Annotated in this window: 16 protein-coding genes and 1 pseudogene; 6 read left to right on the forward strand and 11 right to left on the reverse strand. The window is 72.6% G+C overall.

Translation table 11 applies throughout. The features are described from left to right. Window positions 1-9: 9 nt before the first annotated feature. Both AB0J72_RS14520 and AB0J72_RS14525 read right to left on the reverse strand, forming a co-directional pair. Window positions 10-1,863: a M48 family metallopeptidase gene (locus AB0J72_RS14520; RefSeq protein ID WP_363398711.1), complete on the reverse strand. Its 1,854-nt coding sequence runs from the start codon at window positions 1,861-1,863 to the stop codon at window positions 10-12. A 2-nt stretch (window positions 1,864-1,865) separates the two neighbouring features. Next, window positions 1,866-2,837: a DUF4034 domain-containing protein gene (locus AB0J72_RS14525; RefSeq protein WP_363398713.1), complete on the reverse strand. Its 972-nt coding sequence runs from the start codon at window positions 2,835-2,837 to the stop codon at window positions 1,866-1,868. A gap of 130 nt (window positions 2,838-2,967) precedes the next feature. On the opposite strand from AB0J72_RS14525, the gene AB0J72_RS14530 reads away from it, so the two are divergent. The 4 genes and pseudogenes from AB0J72_RS14530 to AB0J72_RS14545 all read left to right on the forward strand — a co-directional run bounded on the left by AB0J72_RS14530 (window position 2,968) and on the right by AB0J72_RS14545 (window position 6,163). Beyond that, on the forward strand, window positions 2,968-4,266 hold the full coding sequence (locus AB0J72_RS14530) for a sensor domain-containing protein (protein WP_363398715.1): 1,299 nt from the start codon (window positions 2,968-2,970) through the stop codon (window positions 4,264-4,266). Next, a complete protein-coding gene (locus AB0J72_RS14535; RefSeq protein ID WP_360561707.1) occupies window positions 4,218-4,853 on the forward strand; it encodes a response regulator transcription factor in 636 nt (211 codons plus the stop codon). The genes AB0J72_RS14530 and AB0J72_RS14535 overlap by 49 nt, the downstream gene beginning before the upstream one ends. Window positions 4,854-5,123: 270 nt before the next feature. Further along, window positions 5,124-5,450 (forward strand): annotated as a pseudogene (locus AB0J72_RS14540) (PfkB family carbohydrate kinase); the annotation flags it as partial. Window positions 5,451-5,593: 143 nt separating this feature from the next. Continuing rightward, the gene (locus tag AB0J72_RS14545) at window positions 5,594-6,163 is read left to right on the forward strand and encodes a PfkB family carbohydrate kinase (protein WP_363398717.1); all 570 of its coding nucleotides are present in this window, start codon (window positions 5,594-5,596) and stop codon (window positions 6,161-6,163) included. On the opposite strand, the gene AB0J72_RS14550 is transcribed toward AB0J72_RS14545, so the two are convergent. Genes AB0J72_RS14550 through AB0J72_RS14585 form a run of 8 tightly spaced genes read right to left on the reverse strand, consistent with a single transcriptional unit; the run spans window position 6,138 to window position 14,446 of the window. Then, a complete protein-coding gene (locus tag AB0J72_RS14550) occupies window positions 6,138-7,271 on the reverse strand; it encodes an ABC transporter substrate-binding protein (protein ID WP_363398719.1) in 1,134 nt (377 codons plus the stop codon). The genes AB0J72_RS14545 and AB0J72_RS14550 overlap by 26 nt on opposite strands. A 43-nt stretch (window positions 7,272-7,314) precedes the next feature. After that, a complete protein-coding gene (locus AB0J72_RS14555; RefSeq protein WP_363398721.1) occupies window positions 7,315-8,073 on the reverse strand; it encodes an ABC transporter permease in 759 nt (252 codons plus the stop codon). Then, window positions 8,070-8,852 (reverse strand): ABC transporter ATP-binding protein, encoded by a 783-nt coding sequence (locus AB0J72_RS14560; protein WP_363398723.1) that lies wholly within the window; start codon window positions 8,850-8,852, stop codon window positions 8,070-8,072. Before AB0J72_RS14560 ends, AB0J72_RS14555 begins: the two co-directional genes overlap by 4 nt. Continuing rightward, complete coding sequence (locus AB0J72_RS14565; RefSeq protein WP_363398725.1) at window positions 8,849-9,709, reverse strand: ABC transporter permease subunit; 861 nt, start codon at window positions 9,707-9,709, stop codon at window positions 8,849-8,851. Before AB0J72_RS14565 ends, AB0J72_RS14560 begins: the two co-directional genes overlap by 4 nt. Continuing rightward, on the reverse strand, window positions 9,706-10,701 hold the full coding sequence (locus tag AB0J72_RS14570; protein WP_363398727.1) for a TIGR03842 family LLM class F420-dependent oxidoreductase: 996 nt from the start codon (window positions 10,699-10,701) through the stop codon (window positions 9,706-9,708). Before AB0J72_RS14570 ends, AB0J72_RS14565 begins: the two co-directional genes overlap by 4 nt. 3 nt (window positions 10,702-10,704) lie before the next feature. Then, window positions 10,705-12,189, reverse strand: coding sequence for a CoA-acylating methylmalonate-semialdehyde dehydrogenase (locus AB0J72_RS14575; protein WP_363398729.1), 1,485 nt, complete (start codon window positions 12,187-12,189; stop codon window positions 10,705-10,707). Between the two features lie 17 nt (window positions 12,190-12,206). Then, window positions 12,207-13,610: a dihydropyrimidinase gene (gene hydA / locus AB0J72_RS14580; protein WP_363398731.1), complete on the reverse strand. Its 1,404-nt coding sequence runs from the start codon at window positions 13,608-13,610 to the stop codon at window positions 12,207-12,209. Beyond that, window positions 13,607-14,446, reverse strand: coding sequence for a nitrilase-related carbon-nitrogen hydrolase (locus tag AB0J72_RS14585; protein ID WP_363398733.1), 840 nt, complete (start codon window positions 14,444-14,446; stop codon window positions 13,607-13,609). Before AB0J72_RS14585 ends, hydA begins: the two co-directional genes overlap by 4 nt. 163 nt (window positions 14,447-14,609) lie before the next feature. Between AB0J72_RS14585 and AB0J72_RS14590 the strand changes: the two genes are divergently transcribed. Both AB0J72_RS14590 and AB0J72_RS14595 read left to right on the forward strand, forming a co-directional pair. Continuing rightward, window positions 14,610-16,001 (forward strand): aminotransferase class I/II-fold pyridoxal phosphate-dependent enzyme, encoded by a 1,392-nt coding sequence (locus AB0J72_RS14590; protein ID WP_363398735.1) that lies wholly within the window; start codon window positions 14,610-14,612, stop codon window positions 15,999-16,001. A gap of 447 nt (window positions 16,002-16,448) precedes the next feature. Next, the gene (locus tag AB0J72_RS14595; RefSeq protein ID WP_363398737.1) at window positions 16,449-17,402 is read left to right on the forward strand and encodes a CPBP family intramembrane glutamic endopeptidase; all 954 of its coding nucleotides are present in this window, start codon (window positions 16,449-16,451) and stop codon (window positions 17,400-17,402) included. Here the strand turns inward: AB0J72_RS14595 and AB0J72_RS14600 are convergent. Then, entirely contained in the window at window positions 17,399-18,517 is a 1,119-nt protein-coding gene (locus AB0J72_RS14600) for an acetate kinase (RefSeq protein WP_363398739.1), read from the reverse strand. The two genes, AB0J72_RS14595 and AB0J72_RS14600, sit on opposite strands and share 4 nt — an antisense overlap. Between the last annotated feature and the right edge of the window lie 12 nt (window positions 18,518-18,529).

Raw genomic sequence — 18,529 nt, forward strand, 5'->3', positions numbered from 1 at the left:
CCGTCGAGGCTATGTGGTGGCGTCGTGCATGGCCTTGGTGAAGACGGACTTGGCGTCGGCGTGTTCTTCGCTCTGGGGGCCGTTGCGCATCTCGACGAGGGTGCCGTCGTGGAGGGTGAGCTGCCAGCGGAAGCGGAGCCTGGTGGTGCGGGTGGCGGCGGTGATCTCCTCGTACGGGATGAAGCGCGCGCCGGGGGTGGCGGCGAGCTCCCGGGGGTTGCCGTCGGCGAGCCAGCGGCGCATCCGGTAGCGGGCCATGCCCGTCTTGTACCGCGGCATCCCCGGCAGCACGAGCAGCCCGTGGCTGAGGATGAGCAGGTCGGCGCGGGAGCCGTCGACGATGGCGGTGGTGATGCCGGCGAGGATGCCGGCGTGCTCGGTGCCGACGCGCTGGCGGACGTGGCGGGCGGTGGTGACGTCGACGCCGCGGGCGTGCAGCTGCTGGCGGGCGAGGGCCACGGTCGCCGGGTCGCAGGCGAGGCCGGCCGGCTGGGAGAGGTCGAGGCGGGCGCCGGAGAGGTCGACCAGGAAGGCGGACGCGGTCCAGGACACCTGCCAGCGGGCCACGCCGGAGCGGACGGCGGCGAGGCGGAGCAGGGTCTCCAGCGGCGCGGCGAAGCGGGTGCGGGCCTCGCGGCGGGTCGCGTCGGGGAAGAGTGGGCCGGCGAGGTCGTCGAGGCGGCCGGCGGCGACGAGGTCCAGGACGGCGCCGACGTCGGGGACGGGCCGGCCGACGGCGCGGCTGAACGCGCGGAGCATCGTGTCGGACTGTTCCTGCAGGTCGGAGGTCTGCACGGCGGCACGGAACTCGTCCCAGGGCAGGACCATGGCGGCCGGCAGCGCCACGGCCTGCAGGGCACGGCCGGCGGCGGCCAGGTCCGCGACGAGGGCGGCGGCGGGCCCGTCGGCGGCGGCGAAGGAGGACTCCGGCGCGGCCATGACGGCCTCGACGCGGGCGGGCAGCGGCGGGTGGGTGTCCCAGCGGTCGTGCGGGCGCGCCGCCGTGACGAGCCGGGCGCGCACCGCCGAGACCTCCTCCGCGCGGGCGCGCAGCAGCGGCGGGAAGCCGCCGAACACGTCGTCGGGCAGGTAGCCGGCGTCCAGGCCGGGGCGCACGACGGTGCCGAGGTAGAAGCCGAACACCTGGTCCAGGACCTCGACCTCGCGCAGGGCGCTCGCCGCCGGCAGCCGGCCCGCCACGCGTACCGCGGCGAGATCCGCCTCGAGCTCCTGGCGGCGGCTGACGGCGTTGTGCACGAGCAGGAACAGCGCGGCGTAGGCGCGGAAGACCCAGCCGGCGACGTTGGACGTGCCGAGGTGGCCGATGGTGCGGGCGAGGGCGACGCGGCCGCGGTACGAGATGCCGGCGAACCTCGTGTGGCTGCCGGAGTAGTGGCCGAGCTCGTGCGCGAGGACGAACCGCAGCTGCGCGACGGTCAGCGTCTGCAGCAGCGGCAGCCCCACGTACAGGTGGCGGCGCCCGCCGATCAGGCCCATCAGGTGGGCTCGTTCGCTGACGGCGGCGTTGACCTCCGGCACCAGGTGGATCTCGTCCGGGGCGCGGGTGCCGACCGCCGCGGCCAGCTCGTGCACCGTCTGCCACAGTCCGGGCGCGTTGTGCGGGGTGAGCGGGATGCCCTGCGGGCCCGCGCCGTCGGCGCGCAGCGCCTTCCACGTGCCGTAGCCGACGGCCCACACGGTGGCGATGAACACCGCCACGCCGACCTTCACGCCGATGTATCCGGTGGTGAGGCTCGCCGCCCAGATCGCGAGGGCGAGCCCGGCCGCGAACTGTACGAGGGCGAGGACGTAGAAGCCGGCCAGCATGATCAGCGACAGGAAGGCGCGGACGGCGACGGTCATCGTCAGGCCGTGCGGTCTCTGGCGCGCGCCGTCGACCGGGCCCTGGTGAACGCGACGTCGGGGGTCGCGAGGTACGACCAGGGCCAGCGCGTCACCCGGTCGCCGAGCACGTCGAAGCGTTCGGCGGCGGCGGGCCGGTCGCCGTTGAGCGTGAACGCCATCGCGAACGCGTTGTCGCCGGCGGCCCAGCCGGGGCGCCGCTCGTAGCGGTTGTGCCGCACGGATCGGTCCGCGGCGAGGCGCAGCCGCTCGCCGACCTCGGGGCTGCGCATGTACTCGCCGTCCTCGCCCTCGGGCAGGTCCAGCCAGTGCTCGATGTGCGCGTCGGCGACCAGGACGCCGAGCGGCGAGCCGGGCGGTGCGGCGGCGGCCGCGGACTCGGCGAAGTCGTGCATCAGCTCGTGCGAGCCGCTCCACTTGCGGCACAGCTGCTGCAGCATGTGCGAGTGGGCGTCGCGGTGCAACGGGTGCCGGCGGACCGCCTCGTCGAACCGGCGGCGGGTCTCGTCGAGACCGAGCTGCCTGGCCCGGCCGAGTGTGACGAGCCCCACCCACGGCGTCGGGTCGTCGGCGTCGAGGTCGGTCGCGTCGTCGAGGCAGTCCTCGGCGAGCTTCAGCCGGCGGAAGAACACCTTGAACGCGTCCTCGCTGACCGTCGAGGCGCGGCCGTTGCCGCGGGCCTGCCACGCCCAGTCGATCGCGTGCAGCCCCTTGACGGTCAGCGGGGTCGCCTTGCTGGGCGCCGCGGCGATCCACTCGTCGATCCACGCGCCGTCGCCGGCGTGCTCGCCGAGGACGCGGCAGTAGAAGTACCGGTCGTCGGGGTGTTCGACGTCACGCAGCGTCTCCGCCGCCGCCTGCCAGTCGCCGCGCTTCGCGGCCGCGATGAGCCGGGTCGCCTCAGGGTCGCCCTGCGCCGGGTCGACGTCCAGGTGTTCGATCCTGTCTGCGGCTCTTCGCCGGAATGGCCACATCGAACCTGTTCCTCCCCGTGACGGTCAACGGCCCAGAACTATAGGGTCCGCCGTCCACGGCTGCTATCGGCCCGGCGACGGTAGGGCTAAGCCCACTGTCTCCGGGCCGCGGCGCCGCGAGAATGGCGGCATGAGGGTGAAGGCGTTCGTGCGGGCCGGGGCCGTCGCGATCGGGCGGGTCGCGCTGCTCGGGCTGCTGTCGCCGCCGGTGAAGCTGGTGCTGCTCATCCTGTCCGTGGTGTCGCTGGCGCTCAGCGTGATCGGGTTGGGGCTCGTGCTGGCGCCGCTGGTGGCGATGCTCGTGCGGGCGTACGCCGACCTGCACCGGCGGGCGGCGCGCGACTGGTCGTGGGTCGACATCCCCCGGCCGTACCGGCCGCTGCCCGCGGGCGCGTTCGTCGGGACCCCGCGCCGGTGGTGGTGGCTGGTCCGCGACCCGGCGACGTGGCGGGACCTGCTGTGGCTCCTGGCGGGCGCCCCCGTCGGGCTGCTGCTGGGTCTCGCCGGTCCGGTGCTGCTGGTGTACGGCCTGGAGGGGCTCCTCGGGGTGGCGATCATCATCGACGCCGCGACCGGCCGGTACGGCTACGGCGTCACCTGGCCGATCTCCGACACCCTCGACGTCGTCAGCGTCCCGCCGCAGGGTGCGCTCGTCACCGCCGGCGCCCTGTACGCCGGGCCGTGGCTGCTGTGGACGCTGGCGCACTTCGACCGGCTGCTGCTCGCCCCGACCCGCGGCGCCGCCCTCGCCGCGCTCGCCGCGCGGGTCGACCGGCTCACCGAGACCCGCACCCACGTCGTCGACGCGCAGGCCGCGGAGCTGCGCCGGATCGAGCGTGACCTGCACGACGGCGCGCAGGCGCGGATCGTGTCGCTGTCGATGAGCCTCGGGATGGCCGAGGACCTCGTCGCCCGCGACCCGGCCGCCGCGCAGGCGCTCATCGCCGAGGCGCGGGAGGCGAGCGGGCTGGCGCTCGCGGAGCTGCGGCACCTGGTGCGCGGCATCCACCCGCCGGTCCTCGCCGAACGCGGCCTCGACGGCGGCGTGCGGGCCCTCGCCCTGACGCTGCCCCTGCCGGTGACCGTCACCGTCGACCTGGACGGCCGCCCCGACGCGCCGGTGGAGTCCGCGGCGTACTTCGCGGTCGCCGAGGCCCTCACCAACGTCGTCAAGCACGCGCACGCGTCGGCGGCGTGGGTATCGTTGACCCACCTCGGTGGCGCGCTGCACATCACCGTCGGCGACGACGGTGTCGGCGGCGCCGAGGAGCGAAGCGGCTCCGGGCTGACCGGGGTCGCGCGCCGGCTGGGCGCGTTCGACGGCGTCCTGCGCGTCGACAGCCCGCCCGGTGGTCCGACCGTGCTGACCATGGAGCTGCCGTGCGCGTTGTCATCGCCGAGGACCTCGCCCTCCTCCGCGACGGGCTGATCCGGCTGCTCAGCTCGTACGGCTTCACGGTCGCCGCGGCCGTCGACACCGGCGAGGCGCTGCACGCGGCGCTGCTGGAGCACCGGCCTGACGTGGCCGTCGTCGACGTGCGGCTGCCGCCGACCTTCACCGACGAGGGCCTGCGCGCGGCGATCGCCGCCCGGGCCGCGGTGCCGGGCCTGCCGGTGCTGGTGCTGTCGCAGCACGTGGAGCAGCTGTACGCGCGGGAGCTGCTCTCCGACCGCCGCGGCGGCGTCGGCTACCTGCTGAAGGACCGGGTCGCGACCGTCGGCGAGTTCGTCGACGCGGTCCGCCGGGTCGCCGGCGGCGGCACCGCCATGGACCCGGAGGTCGTGTCCCAGCTGCTGGCCCGCAGCACCCCGACCGCGGCGCTCACCCCGCGCGAGCGCGAGGTGCTCGGCCTGATGGCGGAGGGCCGCTCCAACGCCGCGATCGCGTCCCGGCTCTTCGTCACCGACAAGGCCGTCGGCAAGCACATCAACAACATCTTCGCCAAGCTCGGCCTGCCCCAGTCGGAGGACGACAACCGCCGCGTCCTCGCGGTCCTCGCCTACCTCAACGCGTAGCGCGATCGAGTGCTCAACGATGGGTGACGGGCCACGCGGCCTGCTCTGATTCGGCGTACATTCACGCTGAGCGACGGGAGGTGACGCGATCGGAGATCGATTAGGAACGGTCCTGTACCGTGCCAAGAAGACGGCAGCGCGGCACCGCCCCGGTCCGTAATCGATCTCCGACGGTCCACCGGCGACGCGTCAACCGGCGACGGCCGGGGTAACGGACGCGGTATGGGTGCGGTGGTGGTCGGGCAGCTGGCCCGCGATCTCGTGATGGTCATGGAGCGCCTGCCGGACGTGCACGCGTCGGGCGCGGTCCGGCAGCGGCTCGAACAGCTCGGAGGCAAGGGCGCCAACCAGGCCGTCGGCCTGTCGCAGCTCGGCGTCGCCACGGCGCTCGTCGCGGTGGCCGGCGACGACCCGGTCGGCGACGCGCTGCTGGCCAGGGCCGCGCTCGACGGCATCGACGTGACGCACGTGGTGCGGCGACCGGGCACGGCGACCGGGCTGATCGTCGAGGTCCTGGAGGACGGCGGCCGGTGGCGCTACCTGGAGCACCTGCCGCAGGGTGTCCTGCTGACCGAGGCGGACGTGCGGGCCGCCGGCGACGTGCTGCGCGCCGCCGGCGCGGTGCTCGTGCAGCAGCAGCCCCTCGACGCGGTCCGTGCCGCCGTGGAACTTTCAGGCGGGCTGACCGTCCTCGACGGTGCCGTCACCGACCGGTCGGTCGAGGCCTGCGCGGCGCCGACGTGCTGCGCGCCGACGCGCACGAGGCGGCGGTGCTGCTCGGCGGGCCGGCGCGCGAGCGGGAGGTCCTGGCGGCGGCGCCGGCGCTGCTGGACGCCGGGCCGCGCCTGCTCGCGTTCGCGCTGGCGGACGGCGGTGACCTGTTCGTGTGGCGCGACGGCCACGAGCTGGTCCCTCACGCGGCCGGCGGGCACGAGCTGGTCCCCAACGCGGCCGGCGAGCACGAGCTGGTCCCCAACGCGGCCGACGGCCACGAGCTGATCCCTCACGCGGCCGGCGAGCACGAGCTGGTCCCCAACGCGGCCGGCGGGCACGAGCTGGTCCCCCACGCGGCCGGCGAGCACGAGCTGGTCCCCAACGCGGCCAGCGGCCACGAGCTGGTCACCCACGCGGGCGGTGAGGCCGTCGACACGACCGGCGGCGGTGATGCGCTCACGGCCGCCCTGACCGCCGCGCTGCTGGACGGGGCGACGCCCCGGGAGGCGGCGCGGGAGGCGGTGGCGGCCGCCGGGCGCGTCGTGACGCACGCCGGCGGCCGCCCGGGGCTCACGCCCCGCCGGCGGTCAGCGTGACCGTCTGCGGGGTGAACGAGGTGCCGAGGACGTCGACGCCGGCGGCCTTGGCCGCGTCGATCGCCTTCTGCATGTAGTCGTTGGTGTAGGACAGGCCTTCGGGCTTCTTCTTCAGGACGGTGTCGCCGACCTGGTTCTTCGTCGTCATCGAGATGTCGACGGTCTGGTTCCAGGCGGCCTCGTCGACGAGCCCGACGCCCTTCGCGGCGGGCCAGACGAGCTTGTTGACCTCGTTCATCTGCCACAGCTGGTGGCTCTTGCCGAGCTTGGAGCCCTTCGCGACGACCATGTCGCGGCACTCCTCCGGCTTGTCGCGGCAGTACGCCCAGCCCTTGATGGTCGCGGTGAGGAACTTGACCGTCTGGTCCTGGTACGCCTTGTCCTTGAGCTTGTCGGTGTTGGCCCAGACGGCGTCCTGCAGCATCGAGGTGCCGACGGTCTTCCAGTCGATGATGGAGAAGTCCGAAGCTTGGTACAGCGCGCCGGTCGCCGGGTTGGTGGCCTCGAGCAGCTGCGCGTACTCGTTGTAGGACATGGCCTGCGCGACGTCGATCTCCTTCTTCAGCAGCGCCTGCATGTCGAACTGCTGCTGCACGAGGGTGACGTCCTTGCCGGGGTTGAGGCCGGCCTTCGTCATGCCGGCGAAGAGCTCGAACTCGTTGCCGAAGCCCCAGTTGCCGACCTTCTTGCCCTTGAAGTCGGCCGGGGACTTGATGCCGCTGCTGGCGAACGCGACCTGGTACGTGCCGGAGCGGGCGAAGATCTGCCCGACGTCGGTGATGCCGGCGCCCTGCTCGCGCGAGGCGAGGGCCTTCGGCACCCAGGCGACGGCGTAGTCGGCCTTGCCGGTCGCGAGGACGGTCTGCGGCACGATGTCGACACCGCCCTCGATGAGCTGCACGTCGAGGCCCTGCTCCTTGTAGAAGCCCTTGTCCACGGCGGCGATGTAGCCGGCGAACTGGGCCTGGAAGAACCACTGCAGCTGCAGCTTCACGGTGGTGACGCCGCCGCTGCCGGTGGTGGTCGTCGTCGGTGTGTCGGCGGTGCCGCAGCCGGCGAGCGCGAGGCTCGCGACGGCGGCGCCGGTGATGAGGGACCTGATCCGCATGGGCGCTCCTCGAAAAACTACGATCGAAAAAACCACGAACGAACTACGAACGGGCCTTCCAGGGCATTGCCAGACGCTCCAGGAGGAGCGTGGTCAGGTAGAAGACGAGGCCGAGGGCGCAGGCGCCGACCACGAACGCCCACGCTCGGGGATACGCGGTGAACGCGGCGGCGGAGGTGATCCGCGCCCCCAGCCCGTCCTGCAGGCCGCCGAAGTACTCGGCGACGACCGCGGCGATGACGGCGAGGGAGGACGCCTGCCGCAGTCCGGTGAACACGTAGGGCAGCGCGCCGGGCAGGCGCACGAGCCGGGCGAACGTCCAGCCGCCCGCCGCGTAGCTGGCCATCAGCTCGCGGTGGGTGGGGTCGACCTCCCGCAGTCCGCGCAGCGTGTTGATGAAGACCGGGAAGAACACGATGATCCCGGCGACGACCCGCCGCGGCAGGCTGCTGGTGGAGTCGAACATGTTGTTGAGGATCGGGGCGAGGGCGATGATCGGCAGCGCGTTGACGACCGCCGCGTACGGCACGGCGACGTCGCTGAGCAGCTTCGACCGGCTGGTGGCGAGCGCGGCGAGGATCGCGACGGCGGTGCCGCCGACGAGCCCGACGAGGGCGTTGGCGCCGCTGGCGAGCGCGGCGTCGAGCACGTTGCCGCGCTGCTCCACCAGCTGCGCCCAGATCGCCGACGGTGCCGGCAGGATGAACGGCGCGATCCGCCCGGCCGTGACCACGACCTCCCACAGGACGACCGCGACGACGCCGACCAGCACCGGGGGCAGGACCGATCGGAGGTACTTCATGCCCGCAGCGCCTTCCGGACCGCGGTGACGTGCTCGAAGTAGGCCGGGGACTGCCGGGCCGCCTCGTCGCGGGCCGGCAGGTCGATGTCGACGGTCGCGGTGATCCGGCCGGGCCGCGCGGACATGACGACGACCTTGCCGGACAGGAACACCGCCTCGGAGATCGAGTGCGTGACGAAGACCGTGCTGGTGCCGGTCTTGGCGCAGATCTGCAGCAGCTCGCCCTGCAGCCGTTCCCTCGTCATCTCGTCGAGGGCGCCGAAGGGCTCGTCCATGAGCAGCAGCGGCGGGTGTACCGCCAGGGCCCGCGCGATCGCGACCCGCTGCTGCATGCCGCCGGACAGCTGGGCCGGGTAGTGCCCGGCGAAGTCGGCGAGGCCGACGAGGGCGAGCATCTCCTCGGCCCGCTGCCGGCGCTCCGCCTTGGGCACCTTGCGCAGTTCGAGGGGGAGCTCGACGTTGCGCCGCACGGTGCGCCACTCGAAGAGGCCGGCCTGCTGGAAGGCGATGCCGTACTCCTGGTCGCGGCGGGCCTGCGCGGCCGGTTTCCCTGCGACGGTGACAGTGCCCGCGGTAGGCTCGATGAGGTCGGCGATGAGCCGCAGGAGGGTGCTCTTGCCGCACCCGGACGGCCCGATCAGCGACACGAACTGTCCACTGTCGACGGTCAGGTCCACGTCGGACAGCGCGGTCACCTCGTCGGGGCGACCCGCGTTGAACACCTTGCTGACACCAGCGATCGAGACAGCGCTGACACCGGCGATCGAGACGGCGCTCATACGACGTTCACCTCGACCCTCCGTCGATGGCGCATGAGCGGGAGCTCGAGCAGGCTGACGGTGCCGGCGACGACGAGGCCGAGGACGGCGGCGCCGAGCATGGCGGTGTAGACCTTCGCGGGGTCAGAGGTGGCCTCCCTGGAGTACTCGATGACGAGCCGCCCGATCCCGCCGCGGGTGCCGGTGGAGATCTCCCCGACGACCGCGCCGACGACCGCGGCCGCGCCGGCGAGGCGCAGCGCGGGGAACAGGAACGGCAGCGCGGCGGGCAGCCGCAGCTTCAGGTACGTGCGCCACCAGCCGGCGGCGTAGGAGCGCATCAGCTCCACGCCCGACGCCGACGGGGACTGCAGGCCGCGCAGCAGCCCGACGGCGACGGGGAAGAACGCGAGGTAGGAGGCGATGACGGCGACCGTCATCCAGTCCTGCCACGGGTAGGGACCGAACGACAGGGCGCCGCTCCAGCCGGCGACGAGCGGCGCGAGCGCCACCAGGGGCACGGTCTGCGACAGCACCACGTAGGGCAGCAGGCCCCGCTCCACGACCCGGAAGCGTTGCATCACGGTGGCGAGGACGAAGCCGATCGCCGTACCGGCGAGAAAACCGACCGCGGTGACACCCAGGGTGAACAGGCAGGCGTCCGCGACGACCTGCCACACGGGGCGGCCGCCGGTCAGCTCCGGCCGCCCCAGCCGCTGCGCGACCGTCCACAGGTGCGGCATCGACAGGTCGTCGGCGCGGGGCAGCACCTTCACGCCGAGGACCGCGGTGCCCTCGGGGTCGCCGACCGCCTTGTACCCCTCCCACAACAGGGCGAAGACGACCAGCCCCCCGAGAGCACCGAGGACCTTCTTCATGACAGCGCCGGGATGATCTGCTCGCCGTAGGCGCGCAGCGTCGATTCCTTCGCGTCGTGCTGCAGGTACACGGCGAACTGGTCGACGCCGAGTTCCTTCAGCTCGTTGAGCCGTTGCAGGTGTTGCTCGACCGGGCCGAGGACGCAGAACCGGTCGATGATCTCGTCGGGCACGAAGTCGGTGTGCGGGTTGCCGGCCCGCCCGTGCTCCGCGTAGTCGTAGCCCTTGCGGCCCTTGATGTAGTCGGTGAGGGCCGTCGGGACCGCGCCGTCGCTGCCGTACCGCTCGACGATGTCGGCGATGTGGTTGCCGACCATCCCGCCGAACCACCGGGTCTGCTCCCGCTGGTGTTCGAGGTCGTCGCCCACGTACGCGGGCGCGGCCACGCAGAACTTGATCGCCGCCGGGTCGCGGCCCGCCTTCTCGGCCGCGTCCCGCACCGCCTTGATCATCCAGGCGGCGATGTCGGGGTCGGCGAGCTGCAGGATGTACCCGTCGCCGACCTCGCCGGTGAGCGCGAGGGCCTTCGGGCCGTACGCGGCGACCCACACCTCGAGGCGGCTGTCGGGCGCCCACGCGAACCGCAGGTCCCGGTCGCGCAGGTGCACCTCCCGGCCGTTGCCGAGCTCGCGGATGACCTGCACGCACTCGCGCAGCTCGGCGAGGGTCGTCGGCCGGCTGCCGAGGACCCGCACCGCGGAGTCGCCGCGGCCGATGCCGCAGACGGTGCGGTTGCCGTACATCTCGTTGAGGGTGGCGAACAGCGACGCCGTCACGGTCCAGTCGCGGGTGCCGGGGTTGGTGACCATCGGCCCCACGATCACCCGCTCGGTGTCGGCGAGGATCTTGCTGTAGATGACGAACGGCTCCTGCCACAGCACGTGCGAGTCGAACGTCCACACGTGGCTGAACCCGGCCGCCTCCGCCTGCTTCGCGAGCTCGACCGTTTGCATGGCAGGCGGGTCACACTGGAGCACCACCCCTACGTCCATACGTCACCTCACCTTGGGGAAGCCCAGGTCGACCTCCGACGTGGCCGGGTCGGGCCAGCGCGAGGTGACGACCTTGCTGCGCGTGTAGAACTGGATTCCTTCGGGGCCGTACATGTGCAGGTCGCCGAAGAGCGAGGACTTCCAGCCGCCGAAGCTGTAGTAGGCGACCGGGACCGGAACGGGGACGTTGACGCCGACCATGCCGCAGACGACGTCGTACTGGAACTGCCGGGCGGCGCCGCCGTCGCGGGTGAAGATGGCGGTGCCGTTGCCGTACTCGTTGTCGTTGACGAGTTTCAGGGCCTCGTCGTAGGAGTCCACACGGACCACGGACAGGACCGGGCCGAAGATCTCGTCGGTGTACAGCGGGGAGTCGGTGCTGACCTTGTCCACCAGTGACGCGCCGAGGAAGAACCCGGGGCCGCTGCTGACCGGGGCGTCGCGGCCGTCGACGACGACCTCGGCCGTCCCGGGCTCGCTCAGGTAGCCAGCGACCTTGTCGCGGTGTTCGCGGGTGATGAGCGGGCCCATCTCCGCGGCCGGGTCGCTGGCCGGGCCGACCGCGATCCGGCCGATCCGGTCGCTGATCGCCTGCACCAGGGGGTCGGCGACGGCACCGACGGCGACGACGACGGAGATCGCCATGCAGCGCTCCCCCGCCGAGCCGTACCCGGCGGACACCGCGGCGTCGGCGGCGGAGCTCACGTCCGCGTCGGGCAGGACGACCATGTGGTTCTTCGCGCCGCCGAGCGCCTGGACCCGCTTGCCGGCCCTGGTGCCGGCCTCGTAGACGGCCTTGGCGATCGGGGTGGAGCCGACGAAGCTCAGCGCCTGCACGTCAGGGTGGACCAGGAGGGTCTCGACGGCCTCCCGGTCGCCCTGCACGACGTTGAACACACCGTCGGGCAGCCCGGCCTGACGGAGCAGGTCGGCGAGGAGCAGCGAGACGGACGGGTCCTTCTCGCTCGGCTTGAGCACGAACGTGTTGCCGCAGACGAGCGCGTTGGCGAACATCCACATCGGGACCATCGCCGGGAAGTTGAACGGGGTGATGCCGGCGACCACCCCGAGGGGCTGGCGGATCGAGTACACGTCGACGCCGTTGGACGCCTGCTCGCTGTAGCCGCCCTTGAGCAGGTGCGGGGCGCCGGTGGCGAACTCGACGTTCTCCAGCCCGCGGGCCACCTCGCCGGCGGCGTCGGCGACGGTCTTGCCGTGCTCGGCGCTGACGAGCGCCGCGATCTCCTTGCGGTTGGCGTCCACCAGCTCACGGAACCGGAACATGACCTCGGCGCGCCGGGACAGCGACGCCGCCCGCCACGCCGGGAACGCCTTCAGGGCGCTGGCGACCGCCCTGTCGGTCTCCGCTTTCGTCGCGGCGACGACGTACGCCTGCTGCTCGCCGGTCGCCGGGTCCCAGACCGGCAACTGGCGGCCGCTGGTGCCTTCCACGGCGGCACCGTCGAGCCAATGCTTGATCTCACGCATGTCTTGTTGCCTCGGTTTCAGATCAGGTAGTCGGAGAGTCCGCGGCGGACGAACTGCCCGTGGCCCTTGCCGCCGTGATACGCGCCGTCCTTCACGATCACGCGGCCGCGGGACATGACGGTGTCGACCTTCCCGGCGATCTCGTAGCCTTCCCAGGCGGAGTGGTCCATGTTCATGTGGTGCGTCTCGACGCCGATGCGGGTGCGGGCCGCCGGGTCGTACAGGACGATGTCGGCGTCGGATCCGGGGGCGATGATGCCCTTGCGGGGGAACAGGCCGAACATGCGCGCGGGGGTGGTCGCGATCGTCTCGACCCAGCGGGCGAGGCTGAGCTTGCCGTCGACGACGCCTTGGTACAGCAGGTCGACGCGGTGCTCGACGCTGCCGATGCCGTTGGGGATCTTCGAGAAGTCGCCGACGCCGAGCTCCTTCTGGTCCTTGAAGCAGAAGGGGCAGTGGTCGGTGGACACGACGGACAGGTCGTTGGTGCGCAGCCCCTGCCACAGGTCGGCGCGGTGCGTCTCGTGCTTGCTGCGCAGCGGCGTCGAGCAGACCCACTTGGCGCCCTCGAAGCCGGGCGCGCCGAGCTGGTCCTCGAGCGTCAGGTACAGGTACTGCGGGCACGTCTCGGCGAAGACGTTGCGGCCGAGGTCGCGGGCGGCGGCGACCTGTTCCAGGGCCTTGCTGGCAGACAGGTGCACGATGTAGAGCGGGCAGTCGGCGGCGACCCCGGCGAGCCAGATCGCGCGGCTGGTCGCCTCCGCCTCCAGGGCCTCGGGGCGGGTGAGGCCGTGGTGGATCGGGTCGGTCTCGCCGCGTTCGAGGGCCTGCTTGACCAGGACGTCGATCGCGGGCCCGTTCTCCGCGTGCATCATGATCATGGCGCCGTTGTCGCGGGCCTTCTGCATGGCGCGCAGGATCTGGCCGTCGTCGCTGTAGAAGACGCCGGGGTACGCCATGAACAGCTTGAAGCTGGTGATCCCCTCGTCGGTGACGAGGGTGTCCATGGCCTTGAGCGACTCGTCGTCGACGCCGCCGAGGATCATGTGGAACGCGTAGTCGATGTGGCAGTTGCCGTCGGCCTTGCCGTGCCAGGCGGCGAGCCCGTCCTGCACCACCTCGCCGGTGCGCTGCACCGCGAAGTCGATGATGGTGGTCGTGCCGCCCCAGGCGGCGGCGCGGGTGCCGGTGTCGAACGTGTCGCTGGCGAACGTGCCGCCGAACGGCAGCTCCATGTGGGTGTGCGCGTCGACGGCGCCGGGGATGACGTACTTGCCGGTCGCGTCGATCGTCTCGAAGTCGCCCTCGGTCGGCCCCTGCCCGGGAGCGAAGATCGCCGACACCTGTTCGCCGACGACGAGCACGTCGGCGAGCAGCGCGCCCGTGGGACCGATGACCGTCCCGCCCTTGATCAGGATCACGGCTTCACCAGGTCCCCGTACGCGTCCGGGCGCCGGTCCCGGTAGAACTGCCATCGGTCCCGCACCTCGGCGAGCAGGCCCATGTCGAGGTCGCGGACGATCAGCTCGGGGTTGTGCGCGTCGCCGACCTCGCCGACGAACTTGCCCTCGGGGTCGACGAAGTAGGACGTGCCGTAGAAGTCGTTTTCGCCGAGGTCCTCGACGCCGGTGCGGTTGATCGCGCCGATGAAGTACTCGTTGGCGACGGCGCTCGCCGGCTGCTCCAGCTGCCACAGGTACGCGGACAGGCCGCGGCTGGTCGCGGACGGGTTGAAGACGATCTGCGCGCCGTTGAGACCGAGCGCCCGCCAGCCCTCCGGGAAGTGCCGGTCGTAGCAGATGTAGACGCCGACCTTGCCGACCGCGGTGTCGAAGACGGGGTAGCCGAGGTTGCCCGGACGGAAGTAGAACTTCTCCCAGAAGCCCTTCACCTGCGGGATGTGGTTCTTGCGGTACTTGCCGAGATACTTCCCGTCCGCGTCCACCACGGCCGCGGTGTTGTACAGGACGCCGGGCTGCTCCTGCTCGTACATCGGCAGCACCATCACCATGCCCAGCTCGGCGGCGAGGGCCTGGAACCGTTCGGTGGTGGGGCCGGGGATGGACTCGGCGTACTCGTAGTAGGCCTTGTCCTGCACCTGGCAGAAGTAGGGTCCGTAGAACAGCTCCTGGAAGCAGATGACCTTGGCGCCCTGCGCCGCGGCCTGCCTCGCGTACTCCTCGTGGGCTTTGATCATCGACTCTTTGTCGCCCGTCCAGCTCGTCTGGACGATGGCGGCCCGGATCACGTCTGCCATGGCTGCCCCTCTCTGGGCTTTTGGCGGTGCTGGGCTTCAGCGGCGGTCGTGCTGCGGTCTCTGCGGCATTGACCTTGTCTCGGGTCGGATGCCGTAGGACACTAACGACACAAATCTAGGCGGACAATGGTCCAAGCGTTACAGAATGTTTCGGAGATGTAATTTGCTCGCGCTCATCGCCGGGGCGGTCGACGACCGCAGCGCCCGGGGAATCGCCGCCGCCGTCAGCCGCCTGGTGACCGCCGGGACGCTGCCCGCGGGTTCCCGCCTGCCGACCGTGCGGGACGTCGCGCGCGAGCTCGGCATCAGCCCCACCACCGTGTCCGAGGCGTGGCGCAGCCTTGCCCGCGCCGGCGCGATCCAAACCCGGGGCCGCTCCGGCACGTTCGTGGCCACGCCTTCCCTGCCGCGCCAGCGTCTGCGGTACGCGCAGCTCGGCGGACGCGTCGGCGAGCTCGGCCCCTCGGAGCTGCTGCGCGACTTCTCCACCGGCGTGCCCGACTACGACCTGCTGCCGTCGCTCACCGAGGCGCTGCGCCGCATCGGCGACGCCCGGCTGACCACCAGCTACCTCGACGGCGCGGTCCTGCCCGCGCTGGAGGACGTCCTGCGGGCGCGGTGGCCGTTCCCGCCTGACCAGCTCACCGTCGTCGATGGGGCGATGGACGCCCTCGACCGGATCACCGGCACCGTGGTCCGCTTCGGCGACCACGTCCTGGTGGAGAACCCCGCGTTCCCGCCGATGCTGGACCTCCTCGAAGCCGTCGGCGCCACGGTCGTCGGCGTCGCCATCGACGAGCACGGCATGCGCCCCGACGCCCTCGCGCTCGCTGTGACGCAGTGCGAGCCCGTCGCCGTGTACCTGCAACCCCGCGCCCACAACCCGACCGGCGCGAGCATGACCCAGGCCCGCGCCGACAAGCTCGCCCGCGTCCTGGCCCGTCACCCGGGCGTCACCGTCATCGAGGACGACCACGCCGGCGACATCGCGACCGCGCCCCCGGTCAGCCTCGGCCGCCGCCTGCCCGACCGGACCGTCCACGTGCTCAGCTTCTCCAAGAGCCACGGCCCCGACCTGCGCCTCGCCGCGATCGGCGGCCCCGCCGCCGTGGTCACCGCCGTCGCCGACCGCCGCCTGCTCGGCCCCGGCTGGTCCAGCCGCCTCCTGCAGGCCGTGCTCGTCGAACTGCTGACCGACCCGTCCACAGTGGACGCCGTGGTCCACGCCCGCGACGAGTACGCCCGCCGCCGCACCGCCCTGCTCGACGCCCTCGACACCCGCGGCGTCACGGCCACCGCCGCCGACGGCATCAACCTCTGGATGGCCGTGGCGAACCAGCAGGTCGCCATGCTCACCCTGGCGGCACACGGCATCGCGGTCGCCCCCGGCGCCCCCTTCGAGGTGAGCCACCTCGACAGCGACCACGTCCGGATCACGGCCGGCCTGGTCCGCGACGGCTTCGACGACCTCGCCGACATCCTCGCCGAAGCCGCCGGCGCCACCACTCGCGGCAGCGGCCCCCGCACCGCCAACCACCCCCGCGGCTGGCGCTGAACGCTGTAATACTCCGCGCCTCCCGGCGCGGGGCGGGGGTTCCCACCCGCGGCCCCCATGCTCGCTGCGCTCGCACGGCCAGCGCTGGCGCGCCCGCTTCGGCGCATGCGCGGCATCCCGTGGTCGCCCAATCCGCATGCACCCATCCGGCGGACGCCCGCCGGACGCTCGACGGGCCGAACGCTCGACCGACCACGCTCGACGGGCCGACGCGGCACACGCCCTTCGCGCTGCCGACGGCCGCCGTGCCGTGCGTGCCACCGCCGACGTGCGGGGCGCCGATTCGCAGGTCGGCGCCCGATCCTGCAGCGGCGCTGGTGCCGCCGGCCGGGCCGGGCCCAGGAGATCAGGTCGCTCGCCGGCCGCCCGTCCCGGGGTTCCTGGACGCCCACCCGGCGGACACTCGCCACCTGCGGGTGCCAGTCACCGTCCTGCTCTGATGTGCGCATGCTGAGCCTGCCCGAGCCGGGGACGCCGTTCCATCGCCTCGCCCGCACCGAGGCGCACCGGTGGTGGCGGCCGGTCGCGGGCACGCTCATCCTGGCCGTCGCCTGGTTCGGAACCCTGCCCGCTCTCGGCGTCGCCGTCGACGCGGTCAGCGTCATCGTGCACGAGCTGACCGGCGTGAACGGCGTGTTGAGGATCAGCCCGACCGGCGCGGCCTGGCTGTCCGTGCTGACCGTCGGACTGCTCCTGCCGGCGGCGCTGCTGGCCGCCCGCGACGTGCAGAACCGCCCGGTCGGCACGCTCGCGTCGGTGACCGGCCGGGTCCGCCTGGGCTGGCTCGGCGGGTGCCTGCTCGTGGCGGCGGTGACGACGGTCGGGTGGATCGCCGGGGGCGAACTCGTCTACGAGGCGATGGGCGACGGAGACAACGGAACGCCGGTCGGCGCCGGTGAGTTCGGGCGCAACGTCCTGATCTTCCTCGGGCCGACGGTGCTCATGGCCGTCGCGCTGGAGTACGCGTTCCGGGGCTGGCTGCTGCAGGCCGCCGGCGCGTTCGGTGCGAAGCCGTGGCAGGCGATCGCGGTCCAGGCGGTCCTCTACGCCGCCGCATTCGGCACCGACGGGCCGTGGTCGTTCGCGGACTGGCTGGTCACCGGGGCGGTGCTGGGCTGGCTGGCGGTGCGCACCGGCGGCCTGGAGGCGGGCATCGCCCTGATGACGTGCCTCTACCTGACCGGCCTCGGCTACGACGCGCTGTTCGGCTGGCTCACCTATTCCGGGACCTACGACGACCTGGACTGGCAGATCTTCGCGCTGAACCTGGTCGTGAACCTGGTGTACGCCGCGGTCGTCACCCGGCTCGCGCGCCGCCGGGGCCTCGTCACCGTCAGCGCGGAGCCGGCCGCAGGGTCGTACACCGTGGGGTCGAACGTCGTGGAGCCGGAGCCGGTCTAGTGCCCGTCCGGCGCGGTCACGGCCCGGACCTGTTCGGCGATCGCCAGCTCCTCGTCGGTCGGCACCACGCACACCGTCACGGGGGCGCCGTCCGGGGAGATGATCGGGGTGTGCGCGGCGTTGCGGGCCGGGTCGACCGTGATGCCCCAGGTGTCCAGGCCGTCGAGGGCGGCGGCGCGGACCGGTGCGGCGTGCTCGCCGACGCCGGCGGTGAAGGCGATCGCGTCCAGGCGGCCCAGCACCGCGTGGTAGGCGCCGACGTACTTGCGGATCCGGTGGCAGTACACGTCGAAGGCCAGCGACGCGTCCGGGTCGCCTGACTCGCGCCGGGCAAGGACGGTGCGCATGTCGTTGGCGCCGGACAGGCCCTTCAGCCCGCCGTGGCGCTGGAGCTGCTCCTCGGCCTCGGCGGCGGAGAGGCCGGCGGCGCGGTGCAGGTAGCTCAGGACCGCGGGGTCGACGTCGCCGGAGCGGGTGCCCATCACGAGGCCTTCGAGCGGGGTGAGGCCCATCGACGTCTCGACGCTGCGGCCGCCGCGGATCGCCGTGGCGCTGGCGCCGTTGCCCAGGTGCAGCACGATCATGTTCAGCGCGGCGAGCGGGCGGCCGAGCAGCGCCGCGGTACGCCGGGAGACGATGTCGCACGAGGTGCCGTGGAAGCCGTACCGCCGGATCCCGAAACGCTTGGCGAGGTCCCGGTCCAGGGCGTAGGTGCGCGCCTCCGCGGGCAGGGAGGCGTGGAACGCCGTGTCGAACACCGCGACGTGCGGGACGCCGGGCAGCGCCGCGCGGGCCGCCTCGATGCCGGCGACGCCACCCGGGTTGTGCAGCGGCGCGAGGGGCGTGAGCTCCCGCAGTACCGACAACATCGCGTCGTCGACGAGGGCCGGCTCGGTGAACGTGGAGCCGCCGTGCACGACCCGGTGCCCGACGGCGACGATGCCGGCGGTGTCCAGGCCGCCGAGGATCTCGCCGAGCGCGGCCGTGTGGTCGGCGACCCCGCCGGGCTCGCCGATCCGCTCGACGACACCGTGGGGTCCGGCGGCCGCCGGGTCGGACAGGTCGACGACGCGGAACTTCACCGACGACGAGCCGCTGTTGAGCACGAGGATCATGACAGGCAGACT

Source organism: Dactylosporangium sp. NPDC049742 (genome assembly GCF_040674675.1).
Lineage (GTDB): Bacteria > Actinomycetota > Actinomycetes > Mycobacteriales > Micromonosporaceae > Dactylosporangium > Dactylosporangium maewongense.

Bases quoted from the DNA above. Each gene is read 5' to 3' on its own strand.
- AB0J72_RS14555 (WP_363398721.1), bottom strand. From the start codon at position 8,073: ATGAAGTACCTCCGATCGGTCCTGCCCCCGGTGCTGGTCGGCGTCGTC.
- AB0J72_RS14570 (WP_363398727.1), bottom strand. From the start codon at position 10,701: ATGGACGTAGGGGTGGTGCTCCAGTGTGACCCGCCTGCCATGCAAACG.
- AB0J72_RS14600 (WP_363398739.1), bottom strand. From the start codon at position 18,517: ATGATCCTCGTGCTCAACAGCGGCTCGTCGTCGGTGAAGTTCCGCGTC.
- AB0J72_RS14550 (WP_363398719.1), bottom strand. From the start codon at position 7,271: ATGCGGATCAGGTCCCTCATCACCGGCGCCGCCGTCGCGAGCCTCGCG.
- AB0J72_RS14525 (WP_363398713.1), bottom strand. From the start codon at position 2,837: ATGTGGCCATTCCGGCGAAGAGCCGCAGACAGGATCGAACACCTGGAC.
- AB0J72_RS14530 (WP_363398715.1), top strand. From the start codon at position 2,968: ATGAGGGTGAAGGCGTTCGTGCGGGCCGGGGCCGTCGCGATCGGGCGG.
- AB0J72_RS14565 (WP_363398725.1), bottom strand. From the start codon at position 9,709: ATGAAGAAGGTCCTCGGTGCTCTCGGGGGGCTGGTCGTCTTCGCCCTG.
- AB0J72_RS14560 (WP_363398723.1), bottom strand. From the start codon at position 8,852: ATGAGCGCCGTCTCGATCGCCGGTGTCAGCGCTGTCTCGATCGCTGGT.
- AB0J72_RS14575 (WP_363398729.1), bottom strand. From the start codon at position 12,189: ATGCGTGAGATCAAGCATTGGCTCGACGGTGCCGCCGTGGAAGGCACC.
- AB0J72_RS14520 (WP_363398711.1), bottom strand. From the start codon at position 1,863: ATGACCGTCGCCGTCCGCGCCTTCCTGTCGCTGATCATGCTGGCCGGC.
- AB0J72_RS14585 (WP_363398733.1), bottom strand. From the start codon at position 14,446: ATGGCAGACGTGATCCGGGCCGCCATCGTCCAGACGAGCTGGACGGGC.
- AB0J72_RS14595 (WP_363398737.1), top strand. From the start codon at position 16,449: ATGCTGAGCCTGCCCGAGCCGGGGACGCCGTTCCATCGCCTCGCCCGC.